Source organism: Paenibacillus sp. P22 (assembly GCF_000469945.2).
Taxonomy (GTDB): Bacteria; Bacillota; Bacilli; order Paenibacillales; family Paenibacillaceae; genus Paenibacillus_O; species Paenibacillus_O humicus.
Genome location: NZ_CBRA020000083.1, coordinates 1 through 15,881, shown reverse-complemented (window position 1 = coordinate 15,881; position 15,881 = coordinate 1). Strand labels below are relative to the sequence as shown.

The window sequence follows — 15,881 nt, the reverse complement described above, 5'->3', positions numbered from 1 at the left end:
GCTCGCTGGGAGAGCATCTGCCTTACAAGCAGAGGGTCGGGGGTTCGATCCCCTCAGCTTCCACCATTCAACTACCGCGGGGTGGAGCAGTCCGGTAGCTCGTCGGGCTCATAACCCGAAGGTCACAGGTTCAAATCCTGTCCCCGCAACCAATATGGAGCTGTGGTGTAGAGGCCTAACATGCCTGCCTGTCACGCAGGAGACCGCGGGTTCGAATCCCGTCAGCTCCGCCATTTTTGATCACTTTGCCGCTGTAGCTCAACTGGTAGAGCAACTGACTTGTAATCAGTAGGTTGGGGGTTCAAGTCCTCTCGGCGGCATTTGACCAAATTTACATGGCGATCGTGGCGAAGTGGTTAACGCACCGGATTGTGGTTCCGGCATTCGGGGGTTCAATTCCCCTCGATCGCCCCATTGCTTCTTGGTGGGGATTAGCCAAGCGGTAAGGCAACGGACTTTGACTCCGTCATTCTCAGGTTCGATCCCTGAATCCCCAGCCATTAAGAGCCATTAGCTCAGTTGGTAGAGCACCTGACTTTTAATCAGGGTGTCGAAGGTTCGAGTCCTTCATGGCTCACTTTTTTTCCTAACTTTATATGCGGTTGTGGTGGAATGGCAGACACGCTATCTTGAGGGGGTAGTGGGCGCAAGCCCGTGGAGGTTCGAGTCCTCTCAACCGCACCATTCATTCACCCTGCCAGGTGAATGAAACACTCAGCAGTACCTTTTTAACATGCGGTCATGGCGGAATTGGCAGACGCGCTAGATTCAGGTTCTAGTGTCAGCAATGACGTGGAGGTTCAAGTCCTCTTGACCGCACCATTTGCGGAAGTGGCTCAGCGGTAGAGCATCGCCTTGCCAAGGCGAGGGTCGCGGGTTCGATTCCCGTCTTCCGCTCCATAATTGTGTGCCCGTAGCTCAGCTGGATAGAGCATTTGACTACGAATCAAAAGGTCGGGAGTTCGAATCTCTCCGGGCACGCCATTTAAATATCGGGATGTAGCTCAGCTTGGTAGAGCACCTGGTTTGGGACCAGGGGGTCGCATGTTCAAATCGTGTCATCCCGACCATTTTTTTATCTTCTCCGCGGGTGTAGTTCAATGGTAGAACTTCAGCCTTCCAAGCTGATAGCGTGGGTTCGATTCCCATCACCCGCTCCATACATATGATCGAGACATCCCTGCCGGACGGCGGGGATTTTTTGCATTTTCAGCTAGGGTTGCGAAGCCGATTTGCTGGCTGTCCTGTACAATCGGTTCATTGCCATTCAGATATTTGGGGCACATCCGACCACTCTTGCCGTACCTATACGAATTTAGCCGTGAATTCTCCAAAGTGCTGCAGCAATGAGGCAGGATTCAGGACGAAAGCTTTTCATTATCTCCAGATGTCAATTCCCTACTTGTCTTGAGAACAACCTTCCACTTGCATTAGCGAATGCATAAACTGCAATGCAATCGTTGATGAGGGGAGAAGATTTCAAATGCCGGGGAAATGGGGCCTGCATCAATTCTACGCCAAGGATCAGCAAATCAAAACGCTGCTGCCACCCACCGTGCTGTTCAACCGGACTACATTCGAACGGTTTCTCGCACAGTACGGCAGCGTCTATATCAAACCCAACATGGAGCATAAGGGGAAAGGAATCATAAAGGCATGGAAAAAAGGAAGCGTCTATTCATTCGTAGTTGTGAAAGGCGGAATCCGGCGGTACGGGAATGCGGGAGCGTTGTATAACGCCATACGAAGCCATACGGGAGAGAAACAGCATGTTTTGCAGAAGACGATCCCCTTGGCGAGGATAGGCGGGAGGCCATTCGACATTCGGGTCATGATGATTCGGGACGCATCGGACCAGTGGCGTTATTGCGGAATGCTCGCAAAAGTAGCCCCTGACGGGAGCGTCGTAACAAACATGAGCCGGGGAGGCCGTGTAAGAGCTATGGATGATGTGCTGAAACAGGCCTTCAATTGGAATGAGGAAGAGAGGAAACGGTTCAAGGATCAGCTTGTGCTCAGCAGTCAGCAAATCTGCCGGCGATTTGACAGATATAAATATTCGTATCAGATCGGGATCGATTTTGCTGCCGATCGCTCTGGGAGGCTATGGCTTATCGAAGTGAATTTCGATTACCCATCCCATGCTTTATTCAGCAGGCTGAAGGACAGAACTTATTTCAAGCTGATCAAACAAACCGTTTCCGAGTATCGCTTAACCCGAAGCAAAAGGAGAATCAAGAAAGCGAACGACTAAGCCTACGGTGTGCCGCTCGCATTGTCTGCCAGGAATTTGGCATATTGAAGGGGCCGGCGCACCGTTTGAAGGTAATTTTGGAACTCGCCGATTTTCCACATGATATCTTTGCAGGGCTTCGGGTTGACTTCGAGCAGCCACACGTTCCCGCTTCGGTCGATTCCGATGTCCATCCCGAATTCCATCATGCTTCCGAAGCGGTTTTCGATAACCCGTACGGTTTCGTGAGCGAGCTCTTCGCATTCAAGCCGGATTTGGCGCGTTTTTTCTTCCCCGAAATGCTTTACCATAAAGGATTGGAACGGATAACCTTTATTTCCCTTGGCGATCAAATTGGTATTCGGACTTCCCGCCGCCGCTTGACGTACCCCGATTCCTGTCACTTCCCAATTGCCGGAACCGTTCTTTTGAATAAATAGCCGAATGTCCGCCCATCGGCCTTGAGCCAGCTCCAGATCAAGCCCTTGCTGCAGCAGAAATGTTCCTCCTCGGATATTCTCCTTCTTTACCCAACGGTTCATGGCGGCTGCGGCTTTCTCAATCGTCGGGAATCTGTTCTTCCCAACCTTCATAGCCCGAGTACGGAACTGGGCGGAAATGGCGTTATCCCCCTTTCTTATTTGGACGACACCAGCCCCGCCGGTTCCATTTGCCGGTTTCAAATAGAGTATAGGATGAGTTTTAATCATCTCTTTAAACGCAGATGCATGGTAAGGTCTCGTTTCCGGAATCCATTTGCTCATGCTATTCGTATCCAAAAAGAGCTTCGTTGCTCTGTTCTTGGTCGTAAATTTTGGATTGGCGATGCGAAGCAGTCCGCTGTTACGGAGCTTCTTGAAGGATGGCGTCCATCCGCTGCGGTATCGGTCGATGACGATATCCGGCCATGGAAACGGCTTTTTTGCCCATCCTCCATTTCTTTCCGGTACATACCCGTCTACGAGACGTTTGGTTACATGAACATCCTCATGTCCGAAAAAGTAGACGTTTAATCCGAGCTTCTCTCCTTCTTTATGCAAATGTCGGAAATAGTTGGACTCAAAAAAGGATTTCCCTTTCCTTCTTGCCATAACTCCTATATTCAGCATAAGGGCCTCCCGGGATTTGGATAAGCAGATATTGAATTGCTTTAGCTTATTCATGCGAAGGTGCTAACGCTATGGGCAAGTGGGTACTCAAAGGGATTATTGGATAAAAAAGGATAGGCCTGCCATTTGCCTTCTTTGAAGCGCGAGAACATGCTTTTACTTATACGACATGAACTACGCAACGAGAAAAGACTATAGATTGGGATGGTGGAGAAAGTCTATATCCTGTCCAAAATTAAAAAGAGCCTGTCCATCTTGACGATGGGCAGGCTTGTAGCCGTTTTATACCGTTTTGAGGAATTCGACGACCGTCAGAAGACCTTTGTCGAAGTTTTCCAGGTTGAAATGCTCGTTCGGAGCATGGAGGTTCTCGTCGTCCAGTCCAAAGCCCATCAGTACGACCGGGGACTGGAGAACGCGGGAGAAGGCTTCCATGATCGGGATGGAGCCGCCGTCCTTGGTGAAGAGGGCACGGGTCCCGTACACGGCCCCATAAGCGTCCGCAGCCGTCTGCAAAATCGGATGGGAAGGATCGATGTTGAAGGCGAAGGCGCGTTCGCTGCGCTTGAGCTCAAAGCGAGCTCCTGGTTGGATATGCGCGTTCAAGTGCTTTTCGATCCGGTCCATCGTCAGCTCCGGATCCTGCTTGCCTACAAGACGGCAAGTAATTTTCGCATGGGCCACCTTGGGGATGACGGTTTTGCTGCCCTCGCCTTGGAAACCGCCGTACACGCCGTTGAGTTCCAGCGTAGGACGGGCGCCGACGCGTTCCACGAACGAATAGCCTTCTTCGCCGTACAGAGCGTCCAGTCCGAGTCCTTCGCGAACCTTGTTCTCATCCAGGCCTTGCTTGGCGAATTCTTCCCGCATGAGAGCGGAGAGCTCCGGAACGCCTTCGTAGAAGCCTTCTACGGCGACTTTGCCTTTCTCGTCATGCAGGGAGTCCAGCAGCGAGACGAGCGCATGCAGGGCATTCGGCACCGCGCCGCCGTAGGAGCCGGAGTGAAGGTCCGTGTTGGCCGTCGATACGGTCCTTCAAGGCCGCGAAGGCCGGTGCAGATGGCAGGGCGTCCCCGCTCCAGCAGGGAGGTGTCGGATACGAGAACGGCGTCGCATGCGAGCTTATTCTTGTGGGTCTCGAGGAATGGCGGCAGGTTGATGCTTCCGATCTCTTCTTCGCCTTCAATGCAAAGCTTGACGTTGACTGGAAGCGTGCCTTCCTGCTTGAGGATCGCTTCAATCGCTTTGATATGGATGAACGTCTGGCCTTTGTCGTCGGTCGTGCCGCGGCCGTACAGCTTGTCTCCGCGAATCTCCGGCTCGAACGGCGGGCTTGTCCACAGGTTCAGCGGATCGACCGGCTGAACGTCGTAATGGCCGTAGACCAGAATCGTCGGTTTGCCTGGGGCATGCAGGTAATCGGCATACACGACGGGATTGCCCGCCGTCGGCATGATCTCGATATTCTCGAGTCCTGCGCGCTTGAGCGTGTCGGCCAGCCAAGCGGCGGCGGACTGGATGTCTTGCTTATGCTCGGACAGAGCCGAAATGCTCGGAATGCGAAGCCACTGCTTCAATTCCTCCAGCTGTTCTTCCCGGCGGGAAGCGAAATAATCGGAATAGGACATCGGTATGTACCTCCTGGAATCCGTAGCGATACGGACAGCATCGGCATGAAAGCCGTGTGCTTCTATTATAACCTGAGCAGACGCAGGGAATAAACCTGCATGCAGGCGCAGGGACTAAACCTGCGTACAGGCTGAGGGAATAAACTTCCGTCTGGAAACGCCGCGGCTAATGTTGTGGGACAAGCGGCGCGGCCTTGCTCCTATCAGCTAAAAAAGCCTAAAGCATTTTCTACCGTCCATATCGATTGACGGGACAGGCTTGCGCGCCATACAATGACCACAGAAAGCAAATGAAGGGAGGCTGATGGAAATGACGGTCATGAACGGAATCGAGATGACGGCAGCTAATGCTGCATACAGGAACGATGCACCAATTGAATATGTCACGTACCGGGAAGCGTCATTCCCGGAGGTCTCCACGGACCATGAATAGGACGATGCGGCGGCATGGCTTGTAGGACGGAGCCGCCCGCGCGGCCGATTGATGAAGTCACGGACTCGGAGTCCGTGGCTTTTTTTTGTGCGCTCAACTAGCAAACCAATAAAGAAATCAGGTGACTTATGATAAACGATTGGAATTATTATATCGGCCTTGGCCCGACGATGGAATGGGGCCAAGAATCGGAAGGGAATCAAAGGGAGTGGAGCCGCGCTGCCGCTGCTGCCGATACTCCACCGCTTGCACAAAAACCGAAGCAAACGAAGGGCACTGAAGAGGAAAAAACGCAAAACGATGACTTCTCTTCTGAACGGCACTATGCGGTTGTCAATTCCGGCTTGCACGATTCGGTCAGGCCGAATCGTGAAAAGGCTTCTCCCGCCCTGTACGTCATTCGCGGCGGGAAAAGCCTCTGAGTTACGGCCGACGGCCGATCGGATAACGGCCGCGCAGCGAATGCGCCAGCTCGCGGATGGCGGAGCTCGCCGGCATGCGGACGGCAGGGAACACGGCATGGCCGCGGCCGCTGCCAAAGGCTGCATCTGCGGCGGCTTCGGCGAACATGCGGGCGGGATCCGGCCAAAGGCCGTCGACCAGCTCCTCCAAGCTCGCCATCGTGCCGGCCTCCACAAGCGGATAACTGAGGTCGGTGCCCGAGCTGCCGGCGGCAGTATCGTAGAACTGACGAACGAGTCGGCCGCGCTCGGCTCCCGAGCCTCCGGCATTGACAAAGGCTTGGATAATGTAGGAGCGGGAGAGCCTGCGCTGCGCGATGCCGCAGAACTTGAGGCCATCAATGCTGAGATCGTAGTCCCCGGGACAGTAGGCCCCCGAGATTTCACCTTTGTCGACACGGGCCCCGAAGCCGTCCAGCGCGGCTGCGATCAGCTCGTACATCAGCTGGAAATCATCGTTGAACCGGACCGAGGCGCTGCCCTGAAGAGGGAGGATAAGGGAAATATTCACGACTCCGGGATCCAGAGGCACGGCTGCCCCGCCGGAGTTGCGGACAGCGACGGAAAGACCGAGTCGCTCAAGTTCCTTGGAGGCAAGCGCGGCCTCGGGCAGGCGGCTGTCGCGCGGGCCCATGACGAAGCCCGAAGGGTGGCGCCAAAGATGAAGAACGGGAATGCCGTCGATACCGGTCTGGCGGCAGAGCAGCTCGTCCCATGCAAAAGAGTGGAGCACGTCCGGCTCCGCCCAATCGTCCATGCGGTCAAGCAAAAGCAGGCCGGGATGAATATCTTGTATCATGGCAATCTTTTTCCTTCCTTAACAACCGGATCGTATCTATACACTTTAACATATTCGGCCTATCTCCTTCATGTAGAGTTGAGGCATGCGCAGCCATATAAAAAAAGCTTTTCCCGGGCAGTGCCGGGAAAAGCTTTTTTTTTGCATTAGCAGGAGCAGTTCAGCACCGGCTTGCGGGCAGCCTGGGTTTCATCCAGCCGCCGCACGACGGTCGTATACGGAGCGTTTTGAACGAGCTCCGGCGTCTCCTTCGCTTCGCGGGCGATGCGGATCATCGTATCGATGAAGGCGTCGAGCGTTTCCTTGCTCTCGGTTTCCGTCGGCTCGATCATGATGCATTCCTCGACGTTGAGCGGGAAGTAGATGGTCGGCGGGTGATAGCCGAAGTCGAGCAGCCGCTTGGCGACGTCGAGCGTGCGCACGCCGTATTCCTTGAGTCCGCGGCCGGACATGACGAACTCATGCTTGCAGACGCCCGGGTACGGAATTTCATAGGCTTCCGAGAGGCGCGCCATCATGTAGTTGGCGTTCAGTACGGCGCATTCCGAGACGCGGCGCAGTCCTTCCGGACCGTAGGTGCGGATATACGTGTACGCGCGGACCAGGATGCCGAAGTTGCCGTAGTACGATTTGACGCGGCCGATGGAGGCGGGACGGTCGAAGTCGAAGAAGTAGCTGCCGTTATCGCGTTTGCCGACGACCGGCTTCGGAAGGAACGGAGTCAGATGGGCTTTTACGCCGACAGGACCCGCTCCGGGGCCGCCGCCGCCATGCGGCGTGCTCATCGTTTTGTGCAGGTTGAGATGCACGACGTCGAAGCCCATGTCGCCCGGGCGGGTAATGCCCATAATGGCGTTGGAGTTCGCTCCGTCGTAGTAGAGCAGGCCGCCGGCTTCATGCACGATGGCGGCGATCTCGACGATCTGCTCCTCGAACAGGCCCAACGTGCTCGGGTTCGTGAGCATCAGGGCGGCTGTATCAGGGCCGACTGCAGCTCGCAGCGCGTCGAGATCGACAAGTCCGCGCTCATTGGACTTGATCGTGATCGTATCCAGGCCGGCCGTCGTGGCGCTGGCCGGGTTGGTGCCGTGCGAGGAGTCCGGCACGATGACCTTCGTGCGCTTCTCGCCGCGGCTCTCGTGGTAGGCGCGGATCATCATGAGGCCAGTCCACTCGCCGTGGGCTCCGGCTGCCGGCTGCAGCGTGACGGCATCCATGCCGGTAAGCGCGGCGAGATCGTTTTGCAGCACGTACAACAGCTCCAGCGCGCCCTGGATGCTCTCTTCCGGCTGGTAAGGATGGATGCGGGCGAAGCCGTTCAGCCGCGCCGCATCCTCGTTGATTTTCGGATTGTATTTCATCGTGCAGGAGCCGAGCGGGTAGAAGCCGTTGTCGACGCCGAAGTTGCGGCGGGACAGCTCGGTGTAATGGCGGATGACGTCCACCTCGTACACTTCCGGCAAGGAAGCCGGCTGCTTGCGGAGCAGGGAGGAAGGAATCAATTCTTCGAGCCCTTCCTCATCAGGCACGTCGCAGACGGGAAGGGAGTAGGCTTTGCGGCCTTCACGGCTCATCTCGAAAATGAGCGCTTTCTCCGGTTTCACGTCGATGATTCCGGCGCTCTTCAGTTGTTCATGGCTGCTCATGCGCGCGCCTCCTTCGTCAGGCCGCCCAGTGCGGCGGCGAATGCGTCGATCTCTTCCTTCGTGCGCTTCTCGGTTACGGCGACGAGCATATGGCCCTCAAGCTCCGGGTAGGCGGAGCCGAGATCGAAGCCGCCGAGGAAGCCCTCGGCGAGCAGCTTGCTGTTCAGCTCCTTGGCCGATGCGCCTTCCGGCAGCGAAACCACGAATTCATTGAAGAAAGGAGCGGAGCCGAACGGCAGGCCGATTCCTTCCACCGAACCGAGTCTCTTGGACGCGTAATGCGATTTGCGGATATTGAGCTCGGCGGCTTCGCGGATGCCCTGCTTGCCCATCACGCTGAGATAGATGGAAGCGCACAGGGCGAGCAGCGCCTGGTTCGAGCAGATGTTGGATGTCGCCTTCTCGCGGCGGATATGCTGCTCGCGGGCTTGCAGCGTCAGCACGAAGCCGCGCTTGCCGTCCAGATCGTTGGTCTGGCCGACGATGCGTCCCGGCATGCGGCGCATGAGCGGTTCGGCCACCGAGAAAAATCCGCAGGTCGGTCCGCCGAGGGAGGAAGGGATGCCGAGCGGCTGGGCATCGCCGACGACGATGTCGGCGCCTAGCGCTCCGGGGGACTCCAGCAAGCCGAGGGAGAGCGGGTTGCTGCTCACGACGAGCAGCCCCTTGGCCTCGTGGATGATCGGCTCGATCGCCGCCAGATCCTCGATGCAGCCGAAGAAATTCGGCGACTGCACGAGCACGGCGGCAGTCTCGCCGCCAGCGACGGCGGAGCGGAGCGCTTCCAGGTCGGTGACGCCGCCTTGGAAGCCGACTTCGACGAGCTCAAGCCCGAGGCCGCGTGCGCTCGTGCGCAGAATCTCGCGCGCTTCCGGATGCACGGCGCGGGAGACGACGATGCGCTTGCGGCGGGTGTGGGCGGAGGCAAGAGCCGCCGCCTCGGACAAGGCGGTCGCGCCGTCGTACATGCTGGCGTTGGCGACAGCCATGCCGGTCAGCTCGCAGATGTAGGACTGGAACTCGAAGATCGCCTGCAGCTCGCCTTGGCTGATTTCCGGCTGATAAGGAGTATAGGCGGTATAGAATTCCGAGCGGGAGATCATATGGTTGATGACGACGGGAATATGGTGGTCGTAGAGACCGGCGCCAAGGAAGCTCGTCGTCGTTTCATGATCGGCGTTGCGGCCGGCCAGCTCCTTCAGATGGCGGAGGAGGGCCCATTCGTCGAGCGCGCCTGACATTGGCAGCGTGCCCTTGTAGCGGATCGATTGCGGAATGTCGCGGAACAGGTCTTCCAGGGTGGCCGCGCCGATCGTCTGCAGCATTTCCTGCTGGTCCTGCTCGGTCATGGGGATATAGCGATGCTGGGTCGTCATGAAGGGTTTGTCACTCCTTGGCTGATGCGGGCGATGCCGCGTTTCGTTTGTAGAAAGGGGCTTTGACGACAGCGGCCTTCAACCGTTTGCCGCGGATGTCGACCTCGACCTCGGTGCCGACAGCGGCATACTCGGCCAGGATCAGCGCGAGTCCGAGATTGCGCTTGAGCGTCGGCGACTGGGTGCCCGATGTCACTTCGCCGATCAGCCGCTCTCCGGCATAGACCTGGTAATGGGAGCGCGGGATGCCCCGCTCCAGCAGCTCGATGCCGACAAGCTTGCGGGGCACGCCGGCTTCCTTCTGCGCTGCCAGCGCGTCGCGGCCGATGAAGTCGCCCGCATCCAGCTTCACGAAAAATCCGAGTCCGGCTTCCAGAGGGGATATATCGGCCGACAGCTCCTGGCCGTACAGCGGCAGCCTCGCCTCGAAGCGCAGCGTATCGCGCGCGCCGAGACCGGCGGCCTCGAGGCCGAACGGAGCTCCGGCTTCCATCAGCGCGCGCCACAGCCTGGCCGCGTCGGGAGCCGGCGCGTACAGCTCGAAGCCGTCCTCCCCGGTGTAGCCGGTGCGGGAGAGCAGCAGCTCGACGCCGCATACGGCCGCCTTCGGCAGAAACTCGAACGGCTTCAGCCCGCTCCAATCGGCCTCCGTGCAGCGGTCCAGAATCTCACCTGCGAGAGGACCCTGCAGAGCGATCAGCGCTGTGTCGTCGGAGCGGTCCTCCACCGTCACGTCCCCGATCAGATGCTCCCGCAGCCAATCGAGATCCTTGCCGATGTTGGACGCGTTGACGACAAGCATGTACTGGTCCTCGCTGATCCGGTAGACGAGCAGATCGTCGACGACGCCTCCGTCCGGATAGCACATGAGCGTATATTGGGCGGAGCCGTCTTTCAGCCTGGACACGTCGTTGGTCGTCACGCGCTGCAGGAAATCGCCGGCGAACTTGCCGGTGACGAGGAACTCTCCCATATGGGATACGTCGAACAGCCCGGCGCGCTGCCGGACAGCCTCATGCTCCTTCAGTATGCCGGTGAACTGAACCGGCAGATCCCAGCCGCCGAAGTCGATGCAGCGGGCTTCGCCGTATTCCTTGTAGAGGGAATGGAGCGGGGTCGTGCGCAGATTGGCCATGGTAGTCCTCCCTTTGTATGCTCGTACTCGAAAGTCTAGCCTGTTCGCTGATTGTTCATCTTCGCCTTGCGAGCCTTCAACGCCCGACTGATGAAGAAGCCGTCCTTGGTGCATAATGAAAGGGAGAAAAGCAAAAAGGACAGCGCAGGAAAAACGACGCCCGCCGGCTGCAAAAAATCCGCAGCCATGCTGAACGTGTCATCCATGCTCTGTCCTTGGTACCTGAGAGTTACCCTGCGCATTCGTCTCCGCAGGTTTCCCCTTTGGTGACGTCGGCGAAGCGGCGGGGCCGCAAGCTTCCGTTCTCTCCAGAGGCGCGTCCCGCAAAGGTCCTTCTGCCTGAGAGATTCCCCTGCCGGGCAGGGTTACTCCTTCGGCGCCGCTTCATGTACCGGCGATCTCTCCCGTTGCGTTCATCCGCATATTCAGTTACAACCAGTTTTACAGATGGGACAACCCTGTGTCAACAGAATTTCAGACTAAAAGACATGCCGAGTGAGTTATGTTGACACAGCCGCCCGATATCGTTTACGCTTTGCGCATAGATTGCCAAACCAGGCCATGATGGGAAAGGATGAGCGTCCAGTGAGTGAGATTCGCGCAGGATTGGGCTATACGGAGGAGCATGAGTGGGCGGAAGCGGCTGGAGAGACGATTGTTCGGATCGGCATTACGGACCATGCCCAGCATCAGCTCGGGGACATCGTGTTCGTCGAGCTGCCGCAGGCTGGAGACAGCGTTGAAGCGGGACAACCTCTCGGGACGATCGAGTCCGTCAAAACGGTGTCCGACCTGTATTCCCCCGTCAGCGGAACGGTCGTCCGGGTCAACGAGGAGCTGGGCGATTCGCCGGAGCTCGTCAACAACGATCCTTTTGCCGGCGGCTGGATGATCGAGATCGACACGGGCGCCGACGCCAAGGCGGCTGTAGCGGCGCTGCTGGACGCGGAAGCTTACGCCAAGCTGACGGATTAGGCTCCCATGTGCAGCGGAGGAGGGTGCGACTCCGCACTCTCCTCTTCGCGCTTGCGGATGTCCGCTTTTTCCCATGGGCGGCTCGGCAAAGATTTGGCTAAAGGCATCCGGTCCGTTGACCGGATGCCTTTTTTTATGGTTTCATTGACTAGACCGATCGTTCTAATTCGAAAGGAGCTCCTATGGTCGACCGCAATCATACCCGGGATCGGATCGTCGAGACGGCTTCCCGCTTGTTCCTGCTGCAAGGCTATCATGCCACCGGACTGAGCCAGATCGTCAAGGAAAGCAAGGCGCCCAAAGGCTCGCTGTACCACTTTTTTCCCGAGGGCAAGGAGCAGCTCGCCATGGAATGCATTTCTCTGTCCAAGCGCGCCGTGCTGGATTCGCTTCGGAGCTGCATGGAGAGCGAGCCTTCCGTATCCAAGGCTCTCCAGGCTTTTGTGCGGGGAATTACGGAAAGCGCCGGAGCGAATGATTTCGCCGAATGCATCCCGTTCAGCTTCTGGATGTTCGTGGAGACAAGCGGCATCAGCGACGGGCTGAGGCAGGCATGCCAGACGGTATTCTCCGAATGGCAGGGAAGCCTGGAAGCGGCTCTGCGGCAAGGAGGCCTGGACCCTGAATCTGCCGTCAAATCGGCGATTCTGATCATTTCCATGCTGGAGGGCGCCGTCATTCTCGCGATGACGAACAAGGATACCCGGCCGTTCCGGCTTGTGGAGGAATTCATGCCTGTGCTAGTGAATGGAACCGATGGAGGGGTCGGAAACTAAAAAGAGACAAAGGACGGGGAAAACCCCCGTCCCAGGAGGGAAACCAGATGGAAAAAACAATGGAAGCAGCCGCTGCTCCTCAAGAAGGAGCTTCCTTCAAGGTTGTTCCGATTATGACCGCTTTGCTGCTTGCCGGATTCATCGGGATGTTCAGCGAAACGGCACTCAATATCGCGCTGAATGAGCTGATGAGCACGTTCAACGTCGAGCCTGCCACGATTCAGTGGCTTACGACCGGATTTTTGCTCGTGCTGGCGATTCTCGTGCCGATCTCGGGCTTGCTGCTCCAATGGTTCACGACGCGGCAGCTGTTCACCGCATCGCTCGTCTTCTCGATTGCCGGCACGCTGATCGCGGCGAGCGCGCCGAGCTTCGCTTTCCTGTTCATTGCAAGGCTTGTCCAGGCGGTCGGCACCGGCCTCCTCATTCCGCTGATGTTCAACACGGTACTGGTTATCTTTCCGCCGCAAAAGCGTGGAGCGGCGATGGGCATGATGGGGCTTGTCATCATGTTCGCGCCGGCGGTCGGCCCTGCCATTGCCGGCCTGTTCCTCGAGTATGCCAGCTGGAGGACGATATTCTGGACGGCGCTGCCGCTTCTGGTCGTCGCGCTTCTGTTCGGCCTGATGTTCATGAAAAACGTCTCCGAGCTTGCCCGTCCGCGGATCGATATCTATTCGATCGCGCTCTCCAGCTTCGGCTTCGGAGGCGTCGTCTACGGCTTCAGCAGCGCAGGAGAAGGCGACCATGGCTGGAGCAGCCCGAAAGTCATTATCGGAATCGCCGTCGGCATCGTCGCCTTGATCCTGTTCACCGTCCGCCAGCTGCGGATGAAGCAGCCGATGATGAATCTGAGGGCATTCCGCTTCCCGATGTTCACGCTCGGCACGCTGATGATCTTCATCGGGATGATGATCATTCTTTCCACTGTCATTCTGCTGCCTTTGTATTTGCAGGCCGGCATCGGCCTGCTGCCGCTCGCGGCGGGACTGCTGCTGCTTCCCGGCGGACTGATCAACGGCGTCATGTCTCCGATCATGGGCAGGCTGTTCGATAAATACGGCCCCCGCTGGCTCGTATTGCCTGGCCTGGTGCTGGTGTTCGTCGTGCTTTGGCTGCTGACGGGCATCAATACGGGCACGTCCAAAGGCGAGATCATCCTCCTGCACAGCCTTCTGATGATCGGCATTTCCATGATCATGATGCCGGCCCAAACCAACGGGCTGAACCAGCTGCCGCGGGAGCTCTATCCGGACGGAACGGCGATCATGAACACCTTGCAGCAGGTTGCGGGTGCGATCGGCACGGCGCTCGCTATCAGCATCATGACGGCGGGCAGCAAGGCTTATTATGCCGACGGCAAGCATTCGCCTGCGGATCTGTCGACCGTTCCCGCGGCCATGACCCAGGGAGTTCAAAATGCTTTCCTTTTCGTCATGATTTTTGCCGTGCTTGGCTTTGTATGCGCCCTGTTCATCAAGCGGGTGAAAGTCGAGAAGCAGGAGCAAGTCCATCACGCCGGACATTGATCCGACCCGACATTCGTTCTGCCCTTGCACCCCGCGCGGAGACGCGCGAGTGTTCTCCTGCGCTCCTTGGAGCGCAGGATTTTTTTGCCTGGATGGATTGACAGAATGGATGGGGGAAGTTATTTTATTTATGGATTAATAAATGGAGAATACAGGGAAGGTATAGGATCTCATGACATCGAGAGAGGAACAGGCAGCAGGACGCAGAGAGCAGATTTCAAGCGCTGCCGCCGCGCTGTTTGCCGAAAAAGGATATTACAAAACAACAACGGCGGATGTGGCTTCCGCGGTCGGCGTTACCCAGCCGTACGTCTTTCATTTTTTCCGGACGAAGGAAGCTCTCTACATGTCCGTCCTGCAGAGGGCTGCACAGCAGATCCGCGGAGCGTTCGAGGCGGTTCAGGCGCCTCCCGGCGAGCTCGAGCAGGCGATGGGCCATGCGTTCCGGGAGCTGCTGGAGGGCGGCTTCCGCATCGAGGTGCTGCTCTGCATGACGGCCCACTCCATACCGGAGCCGGGCATCCGCCAGTATGTCCAGGAGGAGTTTGCCTCCATTCATGCCGGCTTGAAGCTCCGTTTCGAACGGGCAGGCCTGGAGTTCCCGGGTTTCCGCGCGACCCAGTTCATCGGTCTCGGGCTGGCCATCGCCTTGTCCGAGCTGACAGGACTGAAGCAGCTGCTGCCTTGGGAGGAGAGCTTGGATTGCTAAGCTTGGCCGCAGCTCCCGAAGCACGTTGAGCATGGAGGAAATGTACAGCAAAGTTGGTTCCGGGAATGAGAAATGCCGCTGAAGGAGCGGCCTTTTTTACCCCTGATAATTTATTGACTGATAAATAAAAAGGAGAGTGGAAGGAATGGCTAAAGCGATATCGGGAAGGTTCACCGCGGAAATGGACGGCACATTCGTTGTGTTCGTCATTGGAATGAGGATCAACAAGCTGCTGGCCGTGCACAAGTGGCTGCCGGTAGTCCGCTCGATGGGGCCGATGATGCGGGAGCTGTACGGCAATCCGGACATGGGCTTCATCAGCCATGAGATGTACATGGGCGCGCGCGGCCCTGTGCTGCTGCAGTACTGGAGATCCTACGACCAGCTGGAGCGCTATGCGCGGGGCGGCATGCATCTGGAGGCTTGGAAGAAATTCAACCGTTCCGTTGGAACGGACGGGTCGGTCGGCATCTTCCATGAAACGTATGTGATTCAGCCCGGAAGCCATGAAGCGGTCTATGGAAACATGCCGGTGATGGGACTCGCCAAGGCGGGCAGGCATGTCCCCGCTACCGGCCGCAAGGAGACGTCGCGCCGCAGAATGGGCGGAGATTCCGCTCCAGCCGTGCCGTCCCCTCCCAACCCTCATGACTGAAGGGGACAGGGGGAAATTTCTGCGGCAGGCGCTGGTATGGGCCTTCCAGCACTTGCCCGGCCGACCGCTATTTTCAAAGATATAGTCATCCCGTAAGAGAAAGGATGATGATTGATGAAGAAGGTCGACCCCAGAAGAGGAAAGCTTGACAGCCTGAAAATCTGGAGCCTGATGCTGGCTCTGCTGATGGCTGCCTTGTATCCGGCAGGCCCGCGGGTGTACGCCGAGGATTCAGCCTGGGCGCCGGGCGCAGCCTATGCGGCCAAGGCGACCGTGACGTACGCAGGAGGGCGCTATGAATGCCTGCAGGGCCACACGTCGACAGCGGCTGGGAACCGCCGAACGTGMATGCCCCGCTTTTCCAGCTCCTTGCGGTCCTCCTCCTCCCTCATCGGAGAGAGCAGGATGACGCCGTCC

14 protein-coding genes, 12 tRNA genes, 1 pseudogene and 1 riboswitch are annotated in these 15,881 nt (G+C 57.7%); of the genes and pseudogenes, 20 read left to right on the top strand and 7 right to left on the bottom strand.

Features of this window, described 5'->3' with window-relative positions:
- Positions 1-75 precede the first annotated feature (75 nt).
- From BN871_RS13005 to BN871_RS12945, 13 genes are all read left to right on the top strand, one after another.
- Positions 76-152: transfer RNA gene (locus BN871_RS13005), tRNA-Met, on the top strand.
- Between the two features lie 4 nt (positions 153-156).
- Positions 157-233: transfer RNA gene (locus BN871_RS13000), tRNA-Asp, on the top strand.
- Positions 234-247: 14 nt separating this feature from the next.
- Positions 248-320: transfer RNA gene (locus BN871_RS12995), tRNA-Thr, on the top strand.
- A gap of 18 nt (positions 321-338) precedes the next feature.
- Positions 339-414 (top strand) — tRNA-His (locus tag BN871_RS12990).
- Between the two features lie 11 nt (positions 415-425).
- Positions 426-500: transfer RNA gene (locus BN871_RS12985), tRNA-Gln, on the top strand.
- 4 nt (positions 501-504) lie between these two features.
- Positions 505-577: transfer RNA gene (locus tag BN871_RS12980), tRNA-Lys, on the top strand.
- 21 nt (positions 578-598) lie between these two features.
- Positions 599-684: transfer RNA gene (locus BN871_RS12975), tRNA-Leu, on the top strand.
- Between the two features lie 51 nt (positions 685-735).
- Positions 736-822: transfer RNA gene (locus BN871_RS12970), tRNA-Leu, on the top strand.
- 3 nt (positions 823-825) lie between these two features.
- Positions 826-900 (top strand) — tRNA-Gly (locus BN871_RS12965).
- Between the two features lie 7 nt (positions 901-907).
- A tRNA-Arg gene (locus tag BN871_RS12960) sits at positions 908-984 on the top strand.
- Between the two features lie 9 nt (positions 985-993).
- A tRNA-Pro gene (locus BN871_RS12955) sits at positions 994-1,070 on the top strand.
- A gap of 16 nt (positions 1,071-1,086) precedes the next feature.
- Positions 1,087-1,160 (top strand) — tRNA-Gly (locus tag BN871_RS12950).
- 323 nt (positions 1,161-1,483) lie between these two features.
- Positions 1,484-2,254 carry a YheC/YheD family protein gene (locus tag BN871_RS12945; protein ID WP_048746466.1) on the top strand — a complete coding sequence of 257 codons (771 nt, stop codon included), beginning with the start codon at positions 1,484-1,486 and terminating at the stop codon, positions 2,252-2,254.
- Positions 2,255-2,256: 2 nt separating this feature from the next.
- Here BN871_RS12945 and BN871_RS12940 read toward each other — a convergent pair whose 3' ends face one another.
- Both BN871_RS12940 and BN871_RS12935 read right to left on the bottom strand, forming a co-directional pair.
- Positions 2,257-3,342 carry a YheC/YheD family protein gene (locus BN871_RS12940; protein ID WP_048746464.1) on the bottom strand — a complete coding sequence of 362 codons (1,086 nt, stop codon included), beginning with the start codon at positions 3,340-3,342 and terminating at the stop codon, positions 2,257-2,259.
- A gap of 282 nt (positions 3,343-3,624) precedes the next feature.
- Positions 3,625-4,970: pseudogene (locus BN871_RS12935) on the bottom strand (dipeptidase).
- Between the two features lie 561 nt (positions 4,971-5,531).
- Here BN871_RS12935 and BN871_RS12930 point away from each other — a divergent pair.
- Entirely contained in the window at positions 5,532-5,825 is a 294-nt protein-coding gene (locus tag BN871_RS12930; RefSeq protein ID WP_048746462.1) for a hypothetical protein, read from the top strand.
- Position 5,826: 1 nt separating this feature from the next.
- Here BN871_RS12930 and BN871_RS12925 read toward each other — a convergent pair whose 3' ends face one another.
- From BN871_RS12925 to BN871_RS12905, 5 genes are all read right to left on the bottom strand, one after another.
- The gene (locus tag BN871_RS12925; protein WP_048746461.1) at positions 5,827-6,663 is read right to left on the bottom strand and encodes a lipoyl protein ligase domain-containing protein; all 837 of its coding nucleotides are present in this window, start codon (positions 6,661-6,663) and stop codon (positions 5,827-5,829) included.
- Positions 6,664-6,809: 146 nt separating this feature from the next.
- The gene (gene gcvPB, locus BN871_RS12920; RefSeq protein ID WP_048746470.1) at positions 6,810-8,267 is read right to left on the bottom strand and encodes an aminomethyl-transferring glycine dehydrogenase subunit GcvPB; all 1,458 of its coding nucleotides are present in this window, start codon (positions 8,265-8,267) and stop codon (positions 6,810-6,812) included.
- Between the two features lie 38 nt (positions 8,268-8,305).
- Positions 8,306-9,685: an aminomethyl-transferring glycine dehydrogenase subunit GcvPA gene (gene gcvPA / locus BN871_RS12915; RefSeq protein WP_048746460.1), complete on the bottom strand. Its 1,380-nt coding sequence runs from the start codon at positions 9,683-9,685 to the stop codon at positions 8,306-8,308.
- Positions 9,686-9,695: 10 nt separating this feature from the next.
- Positions 9,696-10,820, bottom strand: a complete 1,125-nt coding sequence (gene gcvT, locus BN871_RS12910) for a glycine cleavage system aminomethyltransferase GcvT (RefSeq protein ID WP_048746458.1) — start codon at positions 10,818-10,820, stop codon at positions 9,696-9,698.
- Positions 10,821-10,855: 35 nt separating this feature from the next.
- Positions 10,856-11,008 (bottom strand): hypothetical protein, encoded by a 153-nt coding sequence (locus tag BN871_RS12905; protein ID WP_157060285.1) that lies wholly within the window; start codon positions 11,006-11,008, stop codon positions 10,856-10,858.
- A 129-nt stretch (positions 11,009-11,137) separates the two neighbouring features.
- A riboswitch (glycine riboswitch) is annotated at positions 11,138-11,237 on the bottom strand.
- Positions 11,238-11,405: 168 nt separating this feature from the next.
- Here BN871_RS12905 and gcvH point away from each other — a divergent pair.
- From gcvH to BN871_RS27695, 6 genes are all read left to right on the top strand, one after another.
- Positions 11,406-11,795, top strand: a complete 390-nt coding sequence (gene gcvH, locus BN871_RS12900; RefSeq protein WP_048746456.1) for a glycine cleavage system protein GcvH — start codon at positions 11,406-11,408, stop codon at positions 11,793-11,795.
- Positions 11,796-11,977: 182 nt separating this feature from the next.
- Positions 11,978-12,571, top strand: a complete 594-nt coding sequence (locus BN871_RS12895) for a TetR/AcrR family transcriptional regulator (RefSeq protein WP_048746454.1) — start codon at positions 11,978-11,980, stop codon at positions 12,569-12,571.
- A gap of 59 nt (positions 12,572-12,630) precedes the next feature.
- Entirely contained in the window at positions 12,631-14,100 is a 1,470-nt protein-coding gene (locus BN871_RS12890; protein WP_048746468.1) for a DHA2 family efflux MFS transporter permease subunit, read from the top strand.
- A 172-nt stretch (positions 14,101-14,272) separates the two neighbouring features.
- The gene (locus BN871_RS12885) at positions 14,273-14,809 is read left to right on the top strand and encodes a TetR/AcrR family transcriptional regulator (protein ID WP_021880020.1); all 537 of its coding nucleotides are present in this window, start codon (positions 14,273-14,275) and stop codon (positions 14,807-14,809) included.
- 145 nt (positions 14,810-14,954) lie between these two features.
- Positions 14,955-15,464 carry a DUF4188 domain-containing protein gene (locus BN871_RS12880; protein WP_048746452.1) on the top strand — a complete coding sequence of 170 codons (510 nt, stop codon included), beginning with the start codon at positions 14,955-14,957 and terminating at the stop codon, positions 15,462-15,464.
- 114 nt (positions 15,465-15,578) lie between these two features.
- Positions 15,579-15,881 (top strand): carbohydrate-binding protein (locus BN871_RS27695; protein ID WP_048746450.1); only part of this gene is annotated, 303 nt, incomplete at its 3' end.